Source organism: Clostridium sp. HBUAS56017 (assembly GCF_007115085.1).
Classification (GTDB): domain Bacteria; phylum Bacillota; class Clostridia; order Clostridiales; family Clostridiaceae; genus Clostridium; species Clostridium cibarium.
On the sequence record NZ_SULK01000004.1, the window covers coordinates 110471 to 132676 of the forward strand.

At 29.9% G+C, this 22206-nt stretch carries 15 protein-coding genes and 1 pseudogene; 3 read left to right on the forward strand and 13 right to left on the reverse strand.

Annotated features, from left to right (window positions below):
* Positions 1-1322 (reverse strand): NADH:flavin oxidoreductase (locus tag FAY47_RS20850; protein WP_243129555.1); only part of this gene is annotated, 1322 nt, incomplete at its 3' end.
* 220 nt (positions 1323-1542) lie between these two features.
* Between FAY47_RS20850 and FAY47_RS05725 the strand changes: the two genes are divergently transcribed.
* Entirely contained in the window at positions 1543-2433 is an 891-nt protein-coding gene (locus FAY47_RS05725) for a LysR family transcriptional regulator (RefSeq protein ID WP_143315564.1), read from the forward strand.
* An 88-nt stretch (positions 2434-2521) separates the two neighbouring features.
* On the opposite strand, the gene FAY47_RS05730 is transcribed toward FAY47_RS05725, so the two are convergent.
* From FAY47_RS05730 to FAY47_RS05755, 6 genes and pseudogenes are all read right to left on the reverse strand, one after another.
* Entirely contained in the window at positions 2522-3535 is a 1014-nt protein-coding gene (locus FAY47_RS05730; RefSeq protein ID WP_143315566.1) for a hypothetical protein, read from the reverse strand.
* Positions 3536-3553: 18 nt separating this feature from the next.
* Positions 3554-4573 (reverse strand): phosphodiester glycosidase family protein, encoded by a 1020-nt coding sequence (locus FAY47_RS05735; protein ID WP_143315568.1) that lies wholly within the window; start codon positions 4571-4573, stop codon positions 3554-3556.
* Between the two features lie 456 nt (positions 4574-5029).
* Entirely contained in the window at positions 5030-5824 is a 795-nt protein-coding gene (gene bla / locus FAY47_RS05740) for a subclass B1 metallo-beta-lactamase (protein ID WP_143315570.1), read from the reverse strand.
* A 288-nt stretch (positions 5825-6112) separates the two neighbouring features.
* Entirely contained in the window at positions 6113-6796 is a 684-nt protein-coding gene (locus FAY47_RS05745; RefSeq protein WP_143315572.1) for a manganese catalase family protein, read from the reverse strand.
* A gap of 84 nt (positions 6797-6880) precedes the next feature.
* A complete protein-coding gene (alr, locus tag FAY47_RS05750; protein ID WP_143315574.1) occupies positions 6881-8065 on the reverse strand; it encodes an alanine racemase in 1185 nt (394 codons plus the stop codon).
* A 255-nt stretch (positions 8066-8320) separates the two neighbouring features.
* A pseudogene (locus FAY47_RS05755) lies at positions 8321-8725 on the reverse strand (DDE-type integrase/transposase/recombinase); the annotation flags it as partial.
* A gap of 231 nt (positions 8726-8956) precedes the next feature.
* Here FAY47_RS05755 and FAY47_RS05760 point away from each other — a divergent pair.
* On the forward strand, positions 8957-10552 hold the full coding sequence (locus FAY47_RS05760; protein WP_143315576.1) for an NHL repeat-containing protein: 1596 nt from the start codon (positions 8957-8959) through the stop codon (positions 10550-10552).
* A 174-nt stretch (positions 10553-10726) separates the two neighbouring features.
* Here FAY47_RS05760 and rlmD read toward each other — a convergent pair whose 3' ends face one another.
* The 4 genes from rlmD to FAY47_RS05780 all read right to left on the reverse strand — a co-directional run bounded on the left by rlmD (position 10727) and on the right by FAY47_RS05780 (position 13741).
* Positions 10727-12082 (reverse strand): 23S rRNA (uracil(1939)-C(5))-methyltransferase RlmD, encoded by a 1356-nt coding sequence (gene rlmD / locus FAY47_RS05765; RefSeq protein ID WP_143315578.1) that lies wholly within the window; start codon positions 12080-12082, stop codon positions 10727-10729.
* A 43-nt stretch (positions 12083-12125) separates the two neighbouring features.
* Positions 12126-12356 (reverse strand): RDD family protein, encoded by a 231-nt coding sequence (locus FAY47_RS05770; RefSeq protein WP_143315580.1) that lies wholly within the window; start codon positions 12354-12356, stop codon positions 12126-12128.
* Between the two features lie 26 nt (positions 12357-12382).
* Positions 12383-13045 (reverse strand): hypothetical protein, encoded by a 663-nt coding sequence (locus tag FAY47_RS05775; RefSeq protein WP_143315582.1) that lies wholly within the window; start codon positions 13043-13045, stop codon positions 12383-12385.
* Positions 13046-13141: 96 nt separating this feature from the next.
* Entirely contained in the window at positions 13142-13741 is a 600-nt protein-coding gene (locus FAY47_RS05780) for a helix-hairpin-helix domain-containing protein (RefSeq protein WP_143315584.1), read from the reverse strand.
* 152 nt (positions 13742-13893) lie between these two features.
* Here FAY47_RS05780 and FAY47_RS05785 point away from each other — a divergent pair, with 152 nt between their 5' ends.
* On the forward strand, positions 13894-15201 hold the full coding sequence (locus FAY47_RS05785; RefSeq protein WP_143315586.1) for a D-alanyl-D-alanine carboxypeptidase family protein: 1308 nt from the start codon (positions 13894-13896) through the stop codon (positions 15199-15201).
* Positions 15202-15266: 65 nt separating this feature from the next.
* On the opposite strand, the gene FAY47_RS05790 is transcribed toward FAY47_RS05785, so the two are convergent.
* Both FAY47_RS05790 and FAY47_RS05795 read right to left on the reverse strand, forming a co-directional pair.
* Entirely contained in the window at positions 15267-18560 is a 3294-nt protein-coding gene (locus FAY47_RS05790) for a C1 family peptidase (RefSeq protein WP_185966738.1), read from the reverse strand.
* 224 nt (positions 18561-18784) lie between these two features.
* Positions 18785-22069 carry a triple tyrosine motif-containing protein gene (locus tag FAY47_RS05795; protein WP_143315590.1) on the reverse strand — a complete coding sequence of 1095 codons (3285 nt, stop codon included), beginning with the start codon at positions 22067-22069 and terminating at the stop codon, positions 18785-18787.
* Positions 22070-22206 lie beyond the last annotated feature (137 nt).

The following is a 22206-nucleotide window of genomic DNA, read 5'->3' on the forward strand; positions in this document are numbered from 1 at the left end:
AAATAGTCAGGAAAATCATTTATTCTATCCTTAGCTGGTAACTTAGCTATTTCTCTAGCTAATCCACCTAAATATGCCTTTTGTTCAAGTAGGAATGTTGTACTTCCAGCTTCTGCAGCAGTACAAGCTGCTTCAAGTCCAGCAGTTCCTCCCCCAATAACAACAACATTAGTTTGTTTGTTTACTTTTCTATTTTCAAGAGTATCTTCATTTATAACATCTGGATTTATTGTGCATCTAATTGGTCTATTTAATCCGATTCTGTGACCTGCACATCCTATATTACATGATATACATTTTCTTAATGTATCTTCTTTTCCTGATTGAACTTTATTCGCCCAATTAGGCTCAGCTATAAGACCACGTCCCATTCCAATTAAGTCAGCTTTTCCTTCTTTTAGTATATCATCAGCAACCTGAGGATTTCTTATATTTCCTGTTGTTATAACTGGCTTATTAAATTTATCTTTTACAGCCTTAGCCATATAAGAACGCCATCCATCTTCTAAATACATTGCATCTATTTGATATTGTATTGAATCATTTAATGCAGATGAAACATTGAATATATCTACTTCATCATTTAAATATTGTAATATTTCTAATGTATCTTCTAAAGTATTTCCGCCTTCAATAAATTCTTCTGCACTAACTCTTAGCATAATTGGAAACATTGGTCCAACTTCTCTTCTAACTGCATCTATTATCATTCTCGCAAATCTAGCTCTGTTTTCAATGCTACCACCAAATTCATCAGTACGCTTATTGTATACAGGTGATAGGAATTGACATATTAAATATGAATGCCCTGCATGTATTTCTACAGCATCAAATCCTGCCATTTGAGCTCTTTTAGCTGCTGCTGCATATTTTTCTACTATATCTAAAATTTCTTCTTTAGTTAAAGCTCTTGGTACAGCTCCTCCAGTTTTTGATGGAATATCTGAGGAAGATACTGGTGTTCTACCTTCCATTCTAGCTGGAACTGCTGACGCTCCTGAATGATTTATTTGTATGGACGCACACGCACCATGCTTATGTAATCTCTCAGTTAATTTGTATAACCCTGGAATATATTTATCATGATCAAGTCTTATTTGAGTTGTCCCATTAGATCCCATTGTAAAATCTACACAAACATTCTCAATAATTATTAATCCTGTTCCACCCTTTGCCCTTTGTTCATAATATTTTATATGCTCTTCCGTAAATTCTCCATTTGTTCCTCCATAATTTGTTCCCATAGGAGGCATTACTATTCTATTTTTTATAGTCATAGTCTTTACTGTTAGTGGTGTAAAAATATTATTGAATTTTTTCATTTGTCATTCTCCCTATCTTTTACATTTCTCTTGTTTGATAAAAAATTAACTTGCTTTGCCAACAAAATAAACCTTTATTTCTTATATTTTTATTTTAATATGTATTTATCTATTAATCTAATGCATTTTTTAAGTATTATTGATAGATTTTATCTATCAATAATGTTATACTATCTTTAAAAAAATTATTTAAATACTATTGTGAGAGGATTAATAAAAAATGAATTTGAATCATTTGCATTATTTTAGAGTATTAGCTAAAACTGAACACTACACTCAAGCAGCTAAAGAACTATCAATTACTCAGCCAAGTTTAAGTCATGCTATTTCAACTTTAGAAAAAGATTTAGGTACATATCTATTCGAAAAGCAAGGCAGAAACATACGTTTAACTAAATACGGTCTCTTTTTCCTAGGATATGTAGAGAATGCTCTTAATGAATTAGAAATTGGAGAAAAGAAATTACGAGGTTTAACAAGTTCTTCTACTGGAACAATTGATTTAGGTTTTATTTATACATTAGGTTCACATATTATGCCAAACCTTATGAAGGACTTTTTAAGTAATGAAGAATATAAAAATATATCTTTTTCACTTTTTCAAGGTACTACAAAAAAGATCATTGAAGGATTAAAAAGCGAAAAATTTGATTTAGGCTTTTGTTCCTTTATGGAAAATGAGGATGATATTGATTTTATTCCTATCTTAGAAGAAGAGTTAGTTTTAGTTGTTTCAAAAAATCATGAATTGGCTTCACAAGATACTGTAGATTTGAAATATTTAGAGAAATACCCTTTCATATTTTTTAATAAGGAAAGTGGTATGCGTCCTCATATTGATAATCTATTTAATAAGGTTAATATAACACCTAAAGTAATTTGTGAAGTAGAAGAAGATAGCGCTATTTTAGGACTTGTAAGTATTAATTATGGAATTGCCATAGTTCCTAATATTTATTTAATTAAGAATTTTGATGTTAAAGTATTACATATCACTAATCCTCTGATTAAAAGATATATTTATATGGCTTCCGTTAAAAATAAATATATTTCACCTTCTGCTAGTTCTTTCCGTAGTTTCATTATTAGTAATACTAATAATGAATTATAGTGAATTAATCATTATACTGATTTTAACAATTCTATAAATAAGAGGCTGTTGCAATATGCAACAGCCTCCTCAAATTATAACTAATAGTTTATTGTTTTTTATCTACATCTTTTGTACTCTTCAAATAAATCTTTCCATTATCAGAAGAACAAACAACTTTATCATTAACTGAAATAAACTTTCCTTCGTAGGTTATAGTGTCACCTGTTGTAATATTTTTAACCTTTCCTTGAAGATTATCATTAACTAATATCTCACTCTTATCATCAATATATATGTCCTTAATATCCTTCGGTTTTTCTAAAATTTCAGTTTTCCATGTAGATATATTTGTTTGATCGTCTCCATAGATTATTTTAACTATCTTCTCTCCAGACAATTCTCCCATATACATCTTACTATTTGTAGCAGCTAAAAGAACTAAATTGCTTGTATTTCCTAGATTTAACTTAGTGTTTTTCCCATTAGTGTATCTGTAGAAATTTTTATTTAAAGCATCTCCATATATAAATACATCTTCATCCCAAAAAACTTTAGCACTTCCTAGTACTGATACATCTTCATCTAGCACCTTCATATCATTGTTAATATCAATTCTGTAAATATCAGTACTTTTCCCCCTATTTACAGATATATATTCTGTTGAACTTGAAATAAAGGCATTAACTTGCATACTCTTTTGATAATTAGATATTTCTTTTACTGGCTGCTCAACTCCATTACTAGCATTATAAGTTTTTACATTAAGTTTTCCAGATAAATTTTCTACTACTAACATTATGTTATTATTTGGTACCCATTCAGTATCAAGTATTTCTGTATTAGCTAATATTTGTTTAACTTCTGCTGTCTTTGTATTAATTATCATAAGCTTATTGTCTATGAAGTATGTAATATATCTTCCATTAAAAGAAACTTGAATCTTTTCCGCATTTGTTGGTATAGATACGTCTGTATCTACACTTTTAACAGTAATATCTACTTTTTCCGAAGTAAACTCAGATGATTCTTTTAAAAGTACCTTGTCCAAATATAGTAATACTCCACATTGAATTATGATTGAGAGCATTGCACAAATAAATAACTTTATAAACCTTTTCATATTGTTACCTCACTCTCGTTATTTTACTATAAATCCTGATGCAATTGGTCTTTCACCTAGTGCATATGAAGGATTATTAATCACTTCCCCATTAAGATACATAGTTGTGGATTTACCTCCATCTAAGTTTACTGCATTATAACACCCATACTTAATCATTACATCTTGCGCTTCCTTTAAGCTAGCACAAATTCTTCCTCCTGGCAACTTAGAATCTAGAACAGCTAAAACTATAGTCCCATTCTTAGTTTGCCCTATCATAGTCCTTGGCGATGATCCCTCATCTTTTTCTATTTCACAAGAACTACCGTTTTTAACTAATGTGGTTACATAGCTCATTGCTTCTGTAACATTATCTCCATCATTATCCTTTTTTTCTAATAATTCAGAGACACTTCTTTCACCAATTAACAGCTTTCCTTCTTTAGTAATTGCAAGAATTGGTCCTTTATTTGCTGAATCAATGTTTTGTAAAACTTTTCCTTCTGACATTAAAAATCCTGTTGGAATACCTCCATTTGATGTCCACTTTTCTGTCCCTTCTGCATCAGTAAAATATCCACCATTTATAGCTGCTACTGCATCATATCTTTCTGCAATTGCAGAAACTGTCTCACCTTTTTCCCCTAACTTTGATGACACCCCTACTTTTACTCTAGTAGGATCGCTTATTAATAAAACATATCCTTTAAACTTTGGATTATCATTTAAGTCATAACGAACTATAGTATCATCCTTCTTCTTAGGAATTTCAATAAGACTACTATCTTGCTGTGTTGTATCTTCAACTTTTTTATTTGTTCCTAAAATTTCATCTATTCTCTCCTGTGATAAAAACATTGTTGCCATCCATTTATGGCTCATTGTTGCCATTGCTGACCCAACAAAAGTTTTCTTTGCATTTTCAAAAGGTCCATAAAGTAAAATTATAGGTGCTGTTACTGCAGTAAAAATTAATCCAAATACCATAAGTCCTATTATGGATTTCCAGTTAATTCTTTTCATTTTCTTTATAGGCTTATCCTTATTTTTTTTCATATATCTTCTCCCTAAAAATCAACTTGTAGATTACTTAGTTTGCTTAATTATATAATTATTATTAGAATTTTTCAATACACGTAATATGTTAAGTTAAATATAGTCATTAAAAAGTAATATTTTTTTCATTTTACTTCCAATTAATATATTTGTTAAATAAATATTTATAGCTGTATACAAAACTTAATCACACAGTTTACATATATAGTAAATTATGTACAATTATAGTTTGCAGAAAATTATTATAATAAATCAATTAAATATAGTTTTATTATCCCCTTGAAAAAGCTTCATAATAAAAAGAACTTTAAGTTAAGATATACTTAAACATTAAAGTTCCACATATTGTTTTTCTAATGTATATTATCACCAATAAGTGAGTGTATTATACATTAGAAATATCCAAAAGAATACACTAAATTCTTTACAGATTCTTAAACATAAATGAGATTATTATCACATATTTTTATACTTTTTTAACAAGTCAAGAGTATGCGTTAATATCTGTTTATTTCCCCAACTTCCATGTGATGTTATGACTATTTCTGAATTAGAAAACTTATCCATCAAATTTTCAATAGAATTAGGCCATTCTTCTACATCTGCATCTGTTATATTTCCAATAGAATTAGATTCCACTGACTTTAGAATGCATCCACCAAATAAAATCTTGTCTTCTGGTAGCCAAACAACGATATTATCAATGGTATGTCCTTTACCAGGGAAATATACCTCTACCTTAGTTTTTCCGAACTCTAATATTTCATCATCATTAGTAATGGAAGGATTAGGTTTATCAAAACCATACTTTTCAGCTAGCTGTGCTGTTAATGGGGTAGATTTCACATCTATTTTATTATCTAATAATGTTTTAATTCCACCAATCTTATCTATATGAGCATGTGTTATTACTGCTGCAGTAATATCTTTCTTAAATTTTTCCTTTGTTAATTTAATTAATTCTTTTGTTTGATCATTAGTCCAAGGAGTATCTACTAATACTACTCCTTCAGAGGTTAAAATCAATAAGCCATTTGATAAAGTTCTACTTTCATTATAGGTATAGTATGTTGTATGCATCCAGACATTATCATTAATTTTAGTTAATTGCACAAAATTAGAATCATCTTCACCACTTTCTAATACATACTCTTTTCCTTTACTATTATTAGAACATGATATCAGTGATAAAACAAATACACTTAGTAAAACACTTAGCAATTTAGCAAATAAATATTTATATTTTTTCATAAATAAAATTATCTCCCCCTGATATATTTATTAATGCCTCGATTACATATTCTCTAGCTACATGAGAAATGTATATGCATATTAATTTTAGATATATCATTTTGCCCTTAAATAATTAAACTTTTTTGTATTGTTTTTACTTTTAAATGTTCTAAATTTCTTAATCTATAGTCATCTTAATTCTACTTATACTGCTTTTATATGTAGCTTAGTATAATCTTTTTTTAATTGGGTTATTAAATAAAAAAATACCCCAATTGCTATTACTGAAGTATTCTTGTATATAAATCAAATTTTTGTATCTTTACGTGGATTTTCGAAACTAGGTGGTGTTGGTTCTGGATCATCAAAATACCTTCCTGGAGTGGATAAATCGAAGTAAAGTTTAGAGTCCTTAGTTACACCAAAATTCTTATTAGATGCGCTATTTTGCACTTTATTTAATGCTTCTCTAAAAAGCGCATTATGTGCTTCTTCCCTATTTAGTAGAAAATCTATAGTTTCTTTTACATATTTATCATTAATTTGACGATATAAATATTCATACACAACTTTTGCCCTTTGTTCAGCTGCTATATCTGATAGTAAATCTGCTGCTATATCCCCTGTTACATTTATATAATCTGCTGTCCATGGATGACCTGATGAATTTATAAGACTTGGTGCAAGACCTGTTAAAGTATGCGTTTCTATCTCACCTGCCACAGTTTTATTATAATCTACCTCATGACCGTTTAATAAATTGATTGTTTGAGCTACCATCTCCATATGGCTTAACTCTTCTGCTGCAATATCAATAAATAAATCATGAATTGCAGGGTCTTTTATTCTAAAACTTTGTGAAAGATATTGAAGTGCTGCCTTAAGCTCACCATTTGCACCTCCAAGCTGTTCCTGCATCAATGTAGCATACTGGGGGTTGATTTTCTCCACCTTGACTTCTCTAAGCAGCGGTTTTTCATGTTTAAACATTATATTTACCTCCTTTTTCAACTTTAACTCTATACAAGATTATTATTAAGTAAACACATATTTATTATTCAATATTATTTTCCTCTATTCATAAAAATATTTTCTAGGTACCCTTTCAGTCATACGTTGAATCTGTTCCTCCGGATAGGATCCAATATGTTCACAAGCCTCCAACCAACTTATATTTTCGCACCCTTGATTTCCAATAATTATAGCCTCATCAAATATTCTAACTGTTTCTTCTAACCCAGAAATGTCTACCAACAGACCATCCATGAAATAATTCACTACAGAAACCCTTTTTCCTGCTATCAAAACTTCCTTCCAACCATAGCTAACTCCATCACCATATCCACTATCTATAACAGCCACTATAGAATCTCTTTTTGCTATAAATTTATTACCATATCCTCCACGATCACCTGCTTTTATTGTTCTAATCTTTATAATACGACCCTTTAATGTTATCAATGGATTTATTCCCTCTGGATAATTCTTTTCACCTTTTGCATGCTCCAAACCATATAATCCTATTCCACAACGTACCATGTTATAATGTGCTTCAGGATATTTGATTATACCAGTAGTACCAGCTGCATGAACTATTTTAGGTCTCAAATCTTGTTTTTCAAGCTGACTTAGAACATTATTAAAACATTCAATTTGTTTATGAGTAAACTCTTCATCATTCTCCGGATTCTGAAAGTGAGTATATATTCCCCCTACTGTCACATGAGAATATGATTCATGAATTTCACGAATAAAATTTAGCGCTTCTTTTGGATTTACTCCATACCTATTTAAACCTGTATTTATCTTTACATGTACATTAACTATTTTATTTTTTTCAGATGCCCATTTATCTAAAGCCTTTACTATTTCTGCATTATCTACCATAGGAATAATGTTATATCTAATAACCCATGAAACTTGAGATGGCATAATTGGTGAAAGTAGCATAATAGGAATTTCAATATTAGCTTCTCTTAAAGTAAGAGCTTCACTTAACCTAGCAACACCAAATGCATCACATTTATAATTTATTAACTCATTTGCAATAGGTATCATTCCATGTCCACAGGCATCCCCCTTTAAAACCGCCATAAACTTTGTATCAGGGTTAATTAGACTACGAAGAATATTAAAATTACGCTTAAGCTGGCTTAAATTAATATATATTTGATTAACTTCAGGTATAGTATGGTTTAAGTCATCCTTTTCATCCACTTCAATAGATTTTGTAAGGTTATATATTATTTTATCCTTCATATTATGCATACCCTTTCTTTTACTGTTTACTACATATCATAGTATAATTCTAGATATGCTTATTTATTCAAGCCTAATCATTTTTACAATTACCTCACCATTAGGCGTATTAATAAAGTATTCATCAAAATATATACTTTAATACTTATTATGTGATATTGACACTTTGGCCCTAAGTAAATATTTTGGACACATTTTTTATTATATTATCATTCTTGCTATATCCTCTTTCTCTTGATGAGTGAGATAATCAATTTAGCCATGAATTCTTTTGCGGTTATACCATGATTCAATAAAAATAAAGATATCTAATTTTAAGCTTTCATAATCGTAATATTGAACATTATTTACTTATTCCTTTTTTAAAATGGAATGAAAAGCTTAAATACATGCATTGTCTAGAGCATCTATTACTACTCAAGCATTCATTGATTTTGAAAATGAGTATCCAATTATTTTTTCTTGTATGTAAATCCATAACTGAAGCTAAATAGCACCATCCATCTTTCAATGTATGTATATACTGTTATATCTCCAACCCATTTTTCATTTATTTTAGTAGTGGTAAAATCCTTCTTCAAGAACTTTCTGAATTTTAGGTACACCATACCTATGTTTGATTTCATTATAAATTTCAAGCATTTTATCTTTTATTGGTTTTTTAGTATTATAAACTTTAATATATCATCTTTTTAAAATCTTCAGTATATTCTTTTTTCTCACTAGTTTATGTATGAAATATTATGTATTTTATTTAAATTATTTTTAACATAATATAACATCATTCTTAATTTTTTCTTGATTCAAAATTTTATTATTGATATAATAAGTCACAATTGAAAAAATACTAGATTTATTTGCTAGCCTATTTAACATTATGGAGGTAATAAAATGATATATATAACTATTCTTTTGGTCGCATTAAAAGCTCATCCAGTACTTAGTATTTTAGGATGTATTCTTTTTGGTATTATTAGTCAAATTGGTTTCCCCAAAAAAGTTAAACCCCATTTATTAAAATTTTCTATAGTTTTTTTTGTGATTATTATTGCTAATATTTTTGTAGGACATTTTTTAACAAATATGCTTATTGACAATTTTGGCGAAAAGGGAGAAGCCATGATTGTAGATAATTCAAAAACGTCAAACCAATACAATAACGAATCGGTTTATCGCTATAATGTTATGATTAAACCCGCTAATGATATCAATACTATTTCAACTTACTTTTTATCATCGGATTTTAATATTATTCATAATGATTCATCTAATAAATACTCCTATCCTTCAACTGGAATTAAGTTTAATGTAAAATATATAAAATCTTATCCAAAAGCTTTTGTTATTATCGCCAATGATGATAGTGATTATAGCAAACAACTTCAACTTAATAAGTATTCATCAGAAAAATCTAGTATAGAAAATCAATTGAAAATGGATCCTGAAAACTCAGACCTTAAAGAAAAGCTTGAGGAATTGGACAATAAAATTCATGAAATTATTGATAATAATAGTGGTAATACTAGTGAAGATACAAAGAAACTTCAGCTAAATAAGTATTCATCAGAAAAATCTAATATAGAAAATCAATTAAAACTAGATCCTGAAAACTCTACTCTTAAAAAAAAGCTTGAAGAGTTAAAAATAAAAATTCTTTCTATTAATAACAGTAATTTTGCTGGAGAATTAGTAGCCATATTCGGTGGAAAAGGCACAGATTCTGGTAAATTAAATGATGCAAGATATATTACAATAGATTCTGATGATAATGTTTGGATGGCTGATTATACTGATGGACGAATTCAACAATTTAATAATTCCGGAGAATTCATTAAGATGATTCAAATAAATGCAGATAAACATAACTCTAAACTAATTAAGGGCCTAGTTGCAGATATGAATGGAAACTTATACGTCTCTTCTGGCAGCACAATTCAAAAATACAAAACAGCTGATGGTAGTTTGAAAGCAACTTTTAATGAAAAAGATTATTATGGTCCCTTAGCAGTTAGCAAGGATAATAATATATATTTAATAACTTCTTCTGCAATAGAAAATACCTTATTTAAACTAAACTCTGATGGAACTATACTTGCTCGTTTTAATAATATTATAAAAAAAGTTAATAAAGATGATCCCGGTATGAATGCTACTCTAGCATTAGATAGTTCTGGTAATATTTATATTTTTAGCGAATATAACAAAAAGATATATGTATATAATTCTAATGGAGAATTCATTAAATATTTAGATTTAAATTTTAATAATAAAGATACCGACATCGAAACAATTTCTATAGACAATAACGATAATTTATATATAAAAAGTTTTAATGGAAATTATAAATTCGACCTTAATGGTAATTTACTTAATGTTTTACCTACTAAAAATTATTATAGTACCGCTATAGATTCAAGGGGTAATATTTACATGCCAGAAAATGGAGATATATTTGAATATAATCTAAATAATTCTACACAGAAATAGAGCATGGAATTGTCACATTAGAAGATATTTCAAAAAAATAGTAGTCAAGCTTAATTTGCTGACTGCTTACATAATAAACCCAGTAGACAGTAATAGTTACTTTCTACTGGGTTTTTAAATTAATATGGGACAGTAATAGATCTATTTTTACATAAATCTATCTACTGTCCATCATTATTTCATTTCTAATTTAACAACAACCTCACCATGAGGTGTATTAGGAAACATATCCTTCACCTTAGTTTTAATAACCTCATATCCAGCGTCAATTAACACCTTAAGGTCATTAACTAAAGTCTTAGGATTACAAGATACATATATTATCTCCTTAGCTTTAAACTTAATTACATAATCAAGTGCCTTTGGATGAACTCCACTTCTAGGTGGATCTAATATAATTATATCTGGCTTATCCTTAACTGTTTTTATAATCTCAGCTACATCTCCTGCTAAGAACTCACAATTACTTAGTCCATTAAGCTTAGCATTTTCTTTAGCAGCCTCTACAGCTTCTTCTATAAGCTCAATACCAACTACTTTCTTAGCATTTGGTGCAACTATTTGTCCTATGGTTCCTGTTCCGCAGTATAGATCGAATACTATTTTATTGTCAGAGTCCCCCATGTATTCTCTAACTATACTATAAAGCCCTTCAGCTCCATTAGTATTTGTTTGAAAAAACGAAAACGGAGATATATTAAACTTTAAGCCTAATAGTTCTTCTTGTATATGATCTATTCCATATAAAACATTGAGCTTTTCAGGAATAACAGCATCTGAAAAAGAATTATTTTCTGTATGTAGTATGGAAACTAATTTACCTTGAAATTTAGTTTCTCTTAATAGTCCCACATATTCAGTAAGGTCAAAATCAACTTGTGTTGTAGTCACTAGGTTAACCATAAGCTCTCCTGTGTTTTTAGCCTTTCTGATTACAAGATGCCTTAAATAGCCTTCTCTTTTCATTACTCTGTAGTATGTTAAATCTGTCTTTCTAAAATAATTTACTGTTAAATCAATTATCTTTCTAAAATCTTCATCAACTATCTTACATTGATCTACATTAACAATTCCAAAGGATTTATTCTTAATGTGCATTCCAAGAGTTAGTTCTCCACCCTTTTCCATATCTCCAAAGGTAAATTCCATTTTGTTTCTATATTCCCATTGATTAAGACTACCTACTACACCTTCATATTCACCAGTTGAAACCTCAGCATTCCTGAAAAGCTCCTTTACCTCATCTCCTAGAAGCTCTAATTGCTTTTCATATGTAAGCCCCTGAGATGAGCATCCTCCACAAATACCAAAATGACAGCATTTAGCATCTACTTCATAAGCTGCTCTTTCTACAACTTCCAATGGTTTAACTTCTGCATAGTCAGCCTTTTTTTTCTTAACTCTACCTTTAATTATTTGTCCTGGAAAAGAATTTTTAACATATATCTTTCTTTCTCCATCTCGTCCTATTCCAATTGAAGGGAATTCTGTTTTCTCAATTTTAACAAGTATTTCACTACCTTTTTTCATTCTATACTCCTATATAATTTCTTCTGCTGCTTTATTGTAATTATTACTTTATCTTTAGTATTCTCTTTCCTAAGCTTGTACCATTCTTTCCATTTTCTAGAATTGAGAAATATAGTACATTTACTACAAAGTAAAATATCAACAAGAATATTTCATGTGTATTTACCTTAAATCCAATCACCTTTAATATTAATTCTGCTAAAAAAAGTATTGCTACAGAACATATGAATGTTATCATTTGATCTAATAAGCTAGCAAATAATCTTTTAATCATAAAATTTCCTCCTTAATTATATGTAATTATTGATTTGCTTTGGCAAACTTGAATTTCTTAGTTTCCAGTTTATATACTATGTATTCTTTATTAACTGTAAACTCTTCATAAAGGCCATTAGACTCACTCTTAATTACGCCTTCACCTTTTTCACATTTAAGGGTATCAATTATCTTTGAGTTAATATCTTTGTAATCTCTATTACTTTGTCCTGTAAAAATGGATGAATACTTAGCTAAAGAAGTATCTCCAAAATTAAATTTTCCTTCTTTAAGAGCCTTTTCTCCATCAAAATTTAATAGGATCTTCATAGTGATTTGTCCTGAAGATAAATCTTCCCCATAAATTTTTCTTCCAAAATATAAACTTTGGAGTCTGTTTTTTTCTGCTTTATCATTGTCAGACTTAAGAAAATTTTCATTTTCTTCTCTTACAACTTCATCTTTTGTATATTTTAGACCATATTCTTTTGTCTTATCTTCCACCTTCTTTAAGAGTTCACTATATTTTGCATTGAACTCATCTGATGTAAAGTCCTTTGTCCATTCTCCTTGTAGATTATTGTACTTTTCCTCAGCAACTGTATCGCTTTTAGAGTTATCTTGTGTTTGTTTCTCAGCACTGCCACAACCTACAAATGACATGGTAATCATAGCTGACATAATAATCGCTATTATTTTTTTTGACATAACAATCCTCCTCATCTACATAATAAAATTATGTAGCTTCATCCTAACACTGATTAATTATATCATTAAAATGGCTATTTTTAAACCTTTATACTTTTATGTAGTTATCTTGTCTTTTAATTTTTCAAATGATGATTCACCTATTCCTTTCACATTTTTCAAATCTTCTATGGACTTAAATCCTCCTTTTTCCTCCCTATATCTTATTATATCTTTTGCTCTTGTAAGTCCTATCCCTGGTAAAGTATCTAATTCTGTTTCATTTGCAGTATTTATATTTATCAAATTAGATCGTGAAAGGTCTGTTTTCGAGCCTGAAATGTTTGTTTCATTTACCTGATTTTTATTTGGAACTACAATACATTCATGATCTTTTAATTTATCGGCTCTATTTAGTTTAGTTAAATCTGCCCCATTAGTTAAGCCCCCTGCTTCTTTTATTAAATCCTCTACTATACTATCTTCACTAAGCCAATAGACATTAGGTTTGTTAACTTCCCCCTTTATTTCAACAACAATTTTCTTTTCACTTTTTACAACTTCTTCTGTTTTTTCTTCATTCTCTACAAATATACTTTCAGTATCATTTTTCTTTAATTCTTTATCTCCGCCTTTAATAAAATATGAGTAAATTGCAAATCCACCAACTAGTACAAGCAATGTAATTACACCAATTGTTTTATAATTTTTCTTCATATATTTTCCTCCAAACATATATAATTATGTACTAAATTTATTTTTCTAAGCCTTTAACCGTTAAATTATTAAAATTGCATCCGTATTTAGTAGAATTTTCTGCTATAGTCTGATAAAATATATTGGGACTATTTATATATAAGGAGTAATTGATGAATAGAGATAAAAATAAAAAGAATAGTTTATTAAAAAGAATAATTATTACATTTAGTATATTTTCAATTTTTGTTTGTGCAATTCCATCTTTAAAAGTTAGCGCTGCTAAAGAGCCACCTAAATTAAATTCAAATGGAGTAGCTCTCATGGATGCTACCACAGGACAATTATTATACTCAAAGAATCCTGATACTCATTATTATCCCGCTTCAACTACGAAAATATTAACTGCACTAGTAGTTTTAGAAAATGCAAAGCTTGATGATAAAGTTACTGTAGGGAAAAAACCACCAACTGTTGATGGAACAGCTATAGGTCTTAAAGAAGGAGAAGTATTTACAGTTGAAGAACTCTTACTTGGACTACTTATGGAATCTGGAAATGATTGTGCTGAAGCTTTAGCAGAGCATGTTTCTGGTTCCAATGAAGAATTTGCTAAACTTATGAATAAGCGTGCAAAAAAAGCTGGAGCTACTAACAGTAACTTCAAGAATCCAAGTGGACTACCTGATCCAGACCATTATACTACGCCACGTGATTTAGCTTTAATTATGAAGGATGCTATTAAAAATCCAGATTTTATTAGAATTGATAGAACATATTCTCTTCAAATTTCACCTAGTACTATTGATGGAAGTAGAAGATGGTTAAATAATCATAATTATATTCTTGATTCTAAATCTAATTACTATTATAAATATTCTGTTGCTTCAAAAAAAGGTTATACAACAGAAGCTCATTTTACTAATATAATATCTGCAACAAAGGATGGTCATACCCTAATAACATCTTGCCTCGATGGCGAAGGGATTAATCAAGTTTATGGTGATGTAAATAAAATTTTTGATTATGGATTTGAAAACTTTGAACTAAAAAAACTTTACTGTGAAGGTGATGAGATTGGTTCTTTTATGGTAGATGACGAAACAAAGGTTCCGCTTCTTGCAGGTAAAGATATATATTATTGCACTAATATTGCTGACAAGAATAATTTAAAAGCTTCTATTGATTATAGTGATCCTATAGGATTAGAAAAAGAAACCTTTAATCGTGGCAACGTGTTAACTATTGCTAAAGTTTTAGTTAACGGAACTGAATTTACAGAATTAGATCTTGTTAGCGGAATAGATAGAGAATTTAATAGCAAAAAAGCTATTGATAACTTTTATGATGAAAATTCTACAAAAATCAAAGTTGCCATTACTGCTGTTTTGCTACTTATAATTTTCATATTTATCAATAAAAAAAAACAAATTGTTCGAAAAAGAAGGAAATCTAGAATAAATAGAATTATAAATAGATAAAAATAATTTAATAAAGACTATCTCAACGTAATTGTTATAATTACTTTAAGATAGTCTTATATTTTTTACATTGAAGATGACATCTCTGAATATATTCCCTCTGAATTAAATGCCATTACTGAATATTTATGTACATGATTAGAATCATAAATAAATGTAAAACTATTTTCCTTTATTGTATTAATTTTTTCTCCATCACAGTATATATCATATCCAGCTATATTTCCTATTGTAGTTGTTGATGGATCCCACAAAATCTTAATCTTATTCTGATTTAAATTTGCCATAGTAAGCTTCAAAATTGGTTTTGAAACACTTCCTATTGGATCAGCTACTGTATATTTTCTTATTACACGTTTAACATTTCCTAGACTATCCTTTGCCTGAACCTCTATCCAGTATATTCCTGACTTTCTAGGTATCCACTCTATGCTAGTTTTATCTGAATTTTCAAGAATTGTAGTTTTTTCTGGACTAACCACTTTATAAGTATAAGTTATTTTTCCATCTCCACCTGTTGCTACTGTATTAAATACAATCTTACTTCCTACCGGTTTATTATTGCTATCAACATTTTCAAATTTTTCTATGTTTAATGGTTTATTTATGCTACACTCCAATTCTTTTATTCCTGTCTCTCCAGTAACTGTATCTTTCACATTAACTCTAACCTTAAATTCTCCAGCTTCCTTTGGAGTCCAGATTATAGAGTCTTCTGAAGTATTTTCTGCAATTATTTCCTTAACTACCCCTGAACTATTTATTAAACTATACGTATATAGCCTAGAGCCTGATCCACCTTCTATATGAGTGGATATTGTTATTGGATTTTCTATTAGCCTTGGTGATGGTTTGTCTATTCCTACACCTTTAAAATTTAATACCTCACAACCTGTATTTATCTCATCTGACATAACTGAATATATACTATCACTACTATAAGCCATTACAGAGTATTTATGATACTTATTATCAAGTTGTATTGTATATTCTTCATTATTCGTTGTATGTTCCAAGACTCCATCCCGGTAAATTCTATATCCTCCTATGGTTCCATTACTTGTTGTTGACGAACTCCAAGAAAGTTTCACATGTTTATTATCAACTTGACTCAATTTTAAATTACTAGGCTTAGATACTTCTCCTACTGGTTCTGTAACTGTATATGCTAACTCCTTTGTTACAAAAACTCCAGTATCATCCCTAGCAATTACTTCTATTGTATACTGTCCAGGTTTTCTAGGTATCCACACAATAGAATTATTTATAGAATTTTCAGCTACTACATAATTCTCTGGCGATGTCACCTTACAAGTGAAAGTAACTTCTCCGTTACCGCCAGTTTCCATAGCTCTAAAAACCACTTCTTTACCTACTGAATGCACAGTATCATCATATATGTATACATCCTTCATTTCTAGTGGCCTATTTACACTATAATATCTGGCCGATGATGTTTTTTCTCCTGTTTTTTTATCTGTTACCTCCACCTTAATATTGCATGAACCTACCTCTTCTTCCTTTGGTGTCCAGATAATTGAGCTATCTGTTGTATCTTTACTAATTACTTCAATTGCCTTCCCTGTATACTGTGACACTATGCTATAAGTGTATAACATGTCACCAGATCCTCCACTTACATTTGGAGTTATTTTTACCTTTGTTCCCACAACACGTGGTTCAGGCTTATCAGTATCGATCCTATTTACAACCAAATCTGGATAATCTTCAAAAACAGTTGCATTACCAGCAGTGCCATCTACAGAAATAGGCATTTTAGCATTAGTTGAATATTCATCATTTTTTACCTCATCTACTATTTTAAACTCCTTTAGTTGTAGAGGCTTATTATCGTTCGGTCCATCACTAAATTCTAAAGTCCACTTGTAAGAGCTTAACTTTTCAGAAGTAATATCTTTAATAACCCTTGATAAATCTATTGCAAAAGTTCCATCTGAAGCTTCAGTAGTCCCCATAAAGGAATATTGTCCTCCTACCGAACCCCTTAGAGGGTAAAAATTATATCTAGTTTTCTCCCTAGTCTTTTTATCAGTAGCAACTAAATTAACTGAACATGCCATTCTATTGGAAGTGTTTAAAGTAAACTTTGCATATAACTTAGACTCTGGTAATATACTAGGAATTACCCACATAAAGTAATTTCCATGAACTCCTCTATCTTCACTACTCATATTCGGAAGTTGTGACTTAGAATTAAATGCATCATAACAAACCCAGAAAAAGCCTTTATTTCCCCAATTTTCTCCCCAAGAGTTTGCAACTTTAAAAGCACCTTTTTCTCCATCATCAACTATTCCATCTCCATCTATATCAGTCCAAATATCATCATTATATCCCACTATAGTCAATCCATGATTTGAAACAAAATCATCTCCTTTGTTATTGTTATATATACATACCTTCTGTCCTACATAATTATCATCTGCTTTAGTACTCGGATCATCCTTAATTCCAAATTCCCCCTTATCCCATACACATGAATCCCAAGTAGTATAGTAATTTATTGCATATCCATTAGCTAGCGCTGTCTTAATTTCATTTAAGCAAGCATCTTTTGAATTGCTAATATGTTCCGGAAAATCTGCCTCCCTAACTTCTTTTATCGAATATCTTTCAGCTCTTTTCCAAGTTAACGCATTAGACTCCCAAGCTCTAAAATTAGTTTCAGGTTTATCTTTTGGAATATAAGGTGCATCTGCTAGTGTAGCTACCCCAATATTTTTTATAAGTTGATAATTGTCTTCAAGCTTTGTTCCCGCATCAGCTCCATCATTAAGAAGATTATAAGTCCATCTAGGTGAAAATCTATGTTCGTCACTGTTTCCATTTCTTCTATCCATAAGATTTACCATGTGGCTCATTTCATAATAAGTAGAAGAAAAACTAGCACACGCTCCAAGGCTTCCTTGATTTGAAATTCCAGGGAATGCATCCAAAGCACTATTATCCACATTTGATGGTAGCTTTTCATTAATTCTTTCAACAGGCTGATCTTCCTTAAAATATCCATCTTCAGTAACTGAATCAGCTGGCAATTCCTTAGGAGACTCCCCATTAATTCTTGCTTTTCCTAAAGGATTCAATCCTACACTACTAACTTTTTTAATAAAATTATTACTTTGTTCGTTTTTCGCTAGTGCTGACTCTTTTGCAATACCAAATCTGTGTCCATCTTCAGATAACTTATAACTAGCATTATCTTCTGTTGAATTTTCAATAATACTTGAATTAGTTTTTTCACTTTCTGCCGCTTTAACTTGACTACTTGTCCCAAAAAATGAGGAAGTCATAGTTAATGCCAATAAAGTTGATAAAAGTCTTTTTTTCATATTGTTCATCATCTCCCCCCCAAATAGTACCATTTAATCTACCAAATGTCAATTTAATACATTTAATCTTTTTTTTACCTAATAATTTCAAATCAAAATCCGTGATATTAATATATTTCCTATGAAATCTATAACTTAATATACATTTTGCCTCACGAATAAATAACATTATAAATATAAAAAAACTATCTCAAAGCAATATTTTAATTGCTTTAAGATAGTCTTTTATCTTCCTATACTATTGGTGTAATAACTTCTGATGATATTTCTGAACGAGTTCCTTTTCCAATAAAAGCAATTACAAAATATTTATGTGCCACTTTGTCTAATGGAACTATATAATTATTTTGATATATTCTATCTACTTTTTTTCCATCACAGTAAATATCATACCCCACTATTGCATCTGTTTTAGTTGTTTGAATACCCCATGTAAGTTTAGCCTCATCACCATCTATTACATTTAAATTTAAATTAGTTGGTTTACTTACGCTACTTGGTGAATCTGTCGCTATATATCTTATACCGTTTGCCATGGTTTTTCCTTTTTCATCCTTTACCAAAACAGTTATCCAATAGGTACCAGCCTTGGTTGGAATCCATGATGCTGAACTATTTTCTGAGTTTTCTATAATAGTATATTTCTCTGGATCAGATACCATATAACTATAACTAATTTTTCCATCTCCACCTGAAACTATTGTATTAAACCATACCCTACTTCCAACTTGTCCACTTTGTTCTCCATATGTTACTACATCTTCAATATTTATCGGTCCGTTAATTGTATAAATCTTTTTTTGATTTTCTATTTCCCCTGTAATAGTATCTTTAACCTCTACCTCAATGTAGTATTCTCCTGTATATTTCGGAGTCCATGTTATTGAACTTTCTGAAGTATTCTCATTTAATACTTCCTTTACTACTCCATTTAATTCTTTAATTCTATATGTATATTGCAACGAGTTTGTTGAAACTACATCAACATCTGCTGTTATATTTATTGGATTTCCCACAAGACGTGGTGATTCTTTATCTGTTTTTATTTCTTTAAAGTTTAATGTTCTATAATCAGATAAATCTATTTCTGAAGACATCTCTGAATATATTCCAGTTGTGCTAAATGCCACTATTGTAAATTTATGTGGTTCCTTATCTAAATACATATCATAACTATTATTAGGCACTCTATTTATCTGCTTTCCATCACAGTATATATCATAACCATCGATGGTACCTGTAGTTGTATCTGGAATATTCCAAGTAATTCTAACCTGATTTTTCGAAATTCTATTTGTTTTAAAATTACTTGGCTTTGATACTTCTCCTATTGAATCTGTAACTGTATATTTTAATGTTTTTTCTACAGAATTCCCAATTTCATCTTTAGCTACAGCTGTTACCAAATACTCCCCTGCTTTTTTAGGACTCCACTTATTTCCATCAAGAGTATATTCCTCTGGTCCAGAGACTTTTAAAGTATAAGTACTGTTTCCACATCCACCTGAAGTCATCATATTAAAATATATCTTGCTTCCAACTGGTTTGTTATTCTCACCATTTACACTAAAATCTTCAATACTTATTGGTGCATTTATAATCGAAAGTTTTTGTAATTGTGTTGTTTCTCCAGTAATTGTATCTTTAACATCTACTTTTATACTAAAATTGCCTGTTTCTTTTGGAGTCCATATTACTGAATTTTCTGTAGTATTTTCTTTAATTATTTCCTTAGCTTCACCAGAATCTGTTACTATACTGTAAGTATAAATCCTTGAACCTGATCCTCCATCTACATTAGCTGATATATTAATAGGATCATTTACAAGACTTAAAACGGGCTTATCTGTTGTTATTTCCTTAAATGTTAGCTTATTATAACATTGAAAAATATTTATTTGATCACTGTTTCCATCTACTACAATAGGATTTTCAATAAAAGCTGAATATTTTTTATTATTTTTTTCATCTACTATTTTATAGTCCTTTAGTTTTAGTGGCAAAGTATCTTTACTAGTATCTGTAACTTTTAATGACCATTCATAAGATTCTATTTTTTCTGGAGTGATATCTTTAATAACTTTTGATAAGTCAATTACGAAAGTTCCATCAGTAGCTTCTTTCGTACCAGTGAACCCATACGCTCCACCTTCTCCACTTCCATAAGTTTCAGTAAATTGATACGGCATAAAAGAATATGTTTCCTTAGTAGTCTTATCTGTAGCTATTAACCTAGCTCCACATTGCTCTCTTCTTGCAGTATTTAATGTAAATTCAGCATACAACTGTGGTTCTTCCGATAATACTTTAGGAATAATCCACGATACTTCCGAAGAAGGTGACATTAGAGTTCCTATATGTTTAGTACGTTTATCATTACTTAATGGATTGTTAGGAACTTCTGTCTCTTGATTAAATGCATCATATGCAATCCAATAGAATCCTTTGTTACCATAACCTGTTCCCCATGAATTTGCAATTTTAAAAGCACCTCTTTCTCCTTTATCAATATGATTATCTTTATTTATATCAACCCACAAATCATCGTTATACCCAACAATAGTAAGAGCATGCCCTGCCCCACCATTATTATTATTGTATTTGCATATCTCTTCCCCAACATATTGATCATCAGTAGATATGTTAGGATCATCTTCAACCTTGCCCCATTCACATTCATCCCAACAAGTTTCATAGTTTAATACATATCCATTAGTCAATTTTGTTTTTATTACATCAAGATTACTATCTTTAGGATTACTGATATGACCTAATATAGTACTCTCTTCTTTCTCTATTGAGTACTTCTGCGCCTTTTTCCACATTGCTCCATCTGTTTGCCATTCTAGATAATTAGTTTCTGGTTTTGGAGATCCAACATAAGGTAGATCCTTTAACGAAACTGCCCCCACATCTCTAATTGCCCAGTAATTTTCACCTATCGAAGACCCTTCATCTTTTCCATGATTTATTAAATTATAAGTCCACTTAGGTGAAAATCTATTTTCATCAGTTTTTCCACTTCGACCCAACATTAAGTTTACCATATGGCTCATTTCATAATATGTAGAAGCAAAGCTAGTACATGATCCAACTTGTCCCTGGTTACCTATTCCTGGAAAACAATCCAATTTACTATTGTCTACTACTGATGGTAGTGAAGAAACATCTTTTACAGCTTGTCCCTCATTGCTTAAATCTACTTTTTTATCGGTATTTGTTGCTGCTTGCAATCCTTTAAATGAATTTTTTCTTGTCCTTTCTTGGCCTAATGAGTTTAACCCTGCACTTTTTACTTCTTCAACATTTTCTTTCTTCCATTCTTTTACTTGAGGTGTTTCCTCCTTTACTCCAAACCTATTTCCTTGGACAGATATATCTTCTGATCCGTTTTCATTAGAATTAATATCATTTGTGTTTACCTTTTCATTTTCTGTAGCCTTTGCTTGAATGTTTGTTCCTAAAAACGAAAAAGTCATTGCTACTACTAGTAATGTTGATAAAAATCGTTTTTTCATATTATTCACCATCTCCCCATATTATAGTACCATTTTATACACCTTATGTCAATTTTATACATTTTACCTATTAATTACTCATTTTATAATGTATTAAAATTTAAAATTCTTATATTTAAACCTCAACAAAAAAACTA